Annotated in this window: 3 protein-coding genes; all 3 read right to left on the bottom strand. The window is 58.2% G+C overall.

Features of this window, described 5'->3' with window-relative positions:
* On the bottom strand, positions 1-686 hold a 686-nt coding region (locus tag OP496_RS16930), incomplete at its 3' end, for a Wzz/FepE/Etk N-terminal domain-containing protein (protein ID WP_280564986.1).
* Between the two features lie 382 nt (positions 687-1068).
* Positions 1069-1773 carry a hypothetical protein gene (locus tag OP496_RS16935; protein ID WP_280564988.1) on the bottom strand — a complete coding sequence of 235 codons (705 nt, stop codon included), beginning with the start codon at positions 1771-1773 and terminating at the stop codon, positions 1069-1071.
* A gap of 77 nt (positions 1774-1850) precedes the next feature.
* Positions 1851-2968, bottom strand: a 1118-nt coding sequence (locus OP496_RS16940; protein WP_280564989.1) for a Wzz/FepE/Etk N-terminal domain-containing protein, incomplete at its 5' end; no start/stop codon positions are given.

Below are 2968 nucleotides of genomic sequence, written 5' to 3' on the forward strand. Positions count from 1 at the left end.
CCTACGGGCTCTAGGCTTTGCACCGCATGCTGTGTAATTTCACCTTCACGAAGCTCATTGAGCTGGCCTTCCAGGTCGGAGACACGGCTATAGTAGGTGGCGATCAGTTCAGCGGCGCTGGGGCTTGAAGATTGCTGGGCGCTTTCGAGTGCTTGCTTGGCTGAATCGAGCTGGCGTTCGAGTGAGGCTTTGCGCTGTTCTACCAGTTCGGTTTGATCTGCTTGCAGGCGGTCGATCACGTGTTGATGAAGCGTCGCTACCAGTTGTTGATTCTCTTGCGTGGCCTCACTGCTCAATTGCAACAGCAGCGTATCGCTGGGATTGGAGGTTTTGACCTCAAACGGCAATGACTCGAGATCGTTTTCCTCCAGGAGTTTGCGTGTCTCTGGCCCGAGGTAGAGATTTTCCGTTTTGGCAACGACTGAAGCGGGTGATTCGATGGCCACGCGCTGGCCGTTGCTATTGGTGTACTCGGCCACGCTATAGAGCGAAGAGTATTGGTATTGGGTTGGCAGCAGGAATGCCGCGGCCACTGCGAGAGCGACGACGACGAAGAAGATGACGGCCATGGCTTTCCAACGCCGGATCAAGATCACCGCGAGGTCCACGAGAGAGATTTCATCGTCTCGCCAGTCAGCATCCGGCCATTGAGTTTTCTGGTTTTGTTGCGCGGGGGGTTGTGTCATGACGCGTTGATTTCCCTATTCGCTATACGGTCGGCCACTTAGGCACGCTACCGCCCTAGGATTACACCGGGCAGCTTCCCAAGGCCCTTCCATCGTATGGGCGACACCGCTACGCCGGCCAGTAAATGGCAAGACGATACGAGGCTCAGGAGAATAAGGATGGGCGCCTTGGCAGAAACGCTACCTGTGGCCTTCCTTGTTGCACCCTCGCCCGCTGGCATGGCGGTGTCGTCGTTGTTGTAACGCTAGATTCGAAAAGACAGCAACACATGGCCTTCCTGGCCACGCTGCCTCATTCTATGTGAGCCCCCCGCCCATCTCTACCGTTATAGCGTTGAATTTTGTGAGAGAAACCCAAAAAGTTGTCGCGCCATGGCGACGTTTAGCGCGTATTTGCCTGAGTGAGGCGATGCCGTAATGAACTACGCCGAGGCCACGGCGGTAAGCAAAATACGACGAGACACGCCCACAGCCCTGCGCGGCTACCCATTGACCAAGCCGCGTGCCAATCGCGCGGAATGGCCTGAGGTGCCTGCTGTGCCAGCATTCTGCGTTGGCCGGGCATCCAGGTATCGCGCATTAGCGCTATTCGTTGCAACGTACCTTGCACGCGCATCAAGGCCTTGGCGCTGCCATGTTGGTCGAGATTTTCTCTCAGCCAGATGGCTTGGCGACGTAGCCTTGCATGGCGTTGCGTTAAACGCGTTTCAGCTTCTTTTGCCCAGGTGGCATCCAGTGCGCCTATTTGGCGCAGCACGGCCCGGTGAACGGCTTCGATGTGCGCCGCCTGTGACAGCTTAGCGTGGCTTTCCAAGCGTAGTCGCGTGCCTTGGGGCGCGAGCGATGCCTGCACGTCAAGAGTGGCCACGTCGCTATCGCTCGCGTTTTCACGCCGTGCTGCGGGAATGAACACCGCGCGGGTACGCCCCAACACTTGCTTTGCGGGCACGCCGGTACTCACGCCGCTACCAGGCGCTTGTCTCTGGGCCTGCGTCAGTTGATAGACCGAGGTAAAGCGATAGTGCGTAGGCGCCAGCGCAACGAGCATCAAGCTTAGCAGCACGCACAGTGCCCAAGCGGCTAGCATCGCCCATCGTCGGCGCCATAGCCGCTTGGCCAGATGCTTTAGCCATTGCCTGGGCCTTGCCAGGAAGCGGCGCATTCTCACGTGGCTCGACGCTGACGCAGTACCGCTCCCATGCCCGCTCGCATGAAGACCGCCATGACACCCAGCATGCCGCCGAGCACAACCGCCAATGCCAGCACCAGCATGGTACGAGGCTTGACGGGATCGTCTTCAGGATAAGCACGCTCGATCACATTGACGACGCGTTCATCGGGATAATTCGAAACCCCCTCTTCAAGGGGATAGAAGCTGTCTTTATTGAGCATGGCGGCGATTTGGGCACGCCGGTTGAGCTCTTCACGGGTATTGCGCAGCGTGCCATTGCTGAGCCCTTCCTGCATTTGGTTCTTGAGGGTTTTGCGCTCGGCCTCGAGAGTCTGGTAACCCATGAAGTAGAGCGGGAGCGCCCCGTTACCGGAAAGGCTGGCGTAGATGACTTCTTTTTCGGGATTGAGTTGGCCGAATTCCTGCGGCGTGGTGGGTGACTCGATCCCTAGCGCGTGGGCCGTGTTGATGGCGTTGTTCAAGGCGAAGAGGCGGTGCTGACGCTCGGCGATGAGTTTGTCTTCGCCGACATCCTCACGCGTATTGAGCGAGGCGATTTGCGCCTGATTAGCACGTGCGAAACGGTTCTTGAGTTCTTCCCAGACGCGCTCGGCCGTGGCCTCGATGTAGCCGTTGAGGTTCTCGTTACCGACTTCACCTTCGGGATAGCGATAGGTCAGGCTGAGTTCGGTGGAACCGCTGACGTCCGAGGTTAACCCGGCGATTTCGAACCGGTTGGCGAACACACGTGCCAGCGATGCCTCGTCGGGTATTTCGAAGTCATCGCGATGGTTCTCGACGTAACGCTCGAAATTTTGAAAGCTGCTCAACCGATTGCCCAGAGTGGTGTAGGCATCTTTCGGCGATACGGAGAACCCCGAGAGCAGGTTCATGCCCGAGAAATTGGAGGAAGCGGCGGGCGAGGCCCGAAACGTCGCTTCATACTGCGGCGTGGTGAGTAGTAGATAGGCCCCTGCCAGCACCAAGGCGGCGACAACCGCGCCGACGATGAGCTGCCAACCGTCGATCAATAGATTGACGAGCTGCGCCAGGTCGATTTCGTCATCTTCGGGACGCACGCGTTGCGTTTCCATGTCCGTTGCCATAGAGG

Source organism: Chromohalobacter sp. 48-RD10, from assembly GCF_029889785.1.
Taxonomy (GTDB): domain Bacteria; phylum Pseudomonadota; class Gammaproteobacteria; order Pseudomonadales; family Halomonadaceae; genus Chromohalobacter.

What these genes read in the sequence shown, in the direction of transcription:
- OP496_RS16935 (WP_280564988.1), bottom strand. Translation starts at nt 1,773, where the DNA reads ATGCTAGCCGCTTGGGCACTGTGCGTGCTGCTAAGCTTGATGCTCGTT.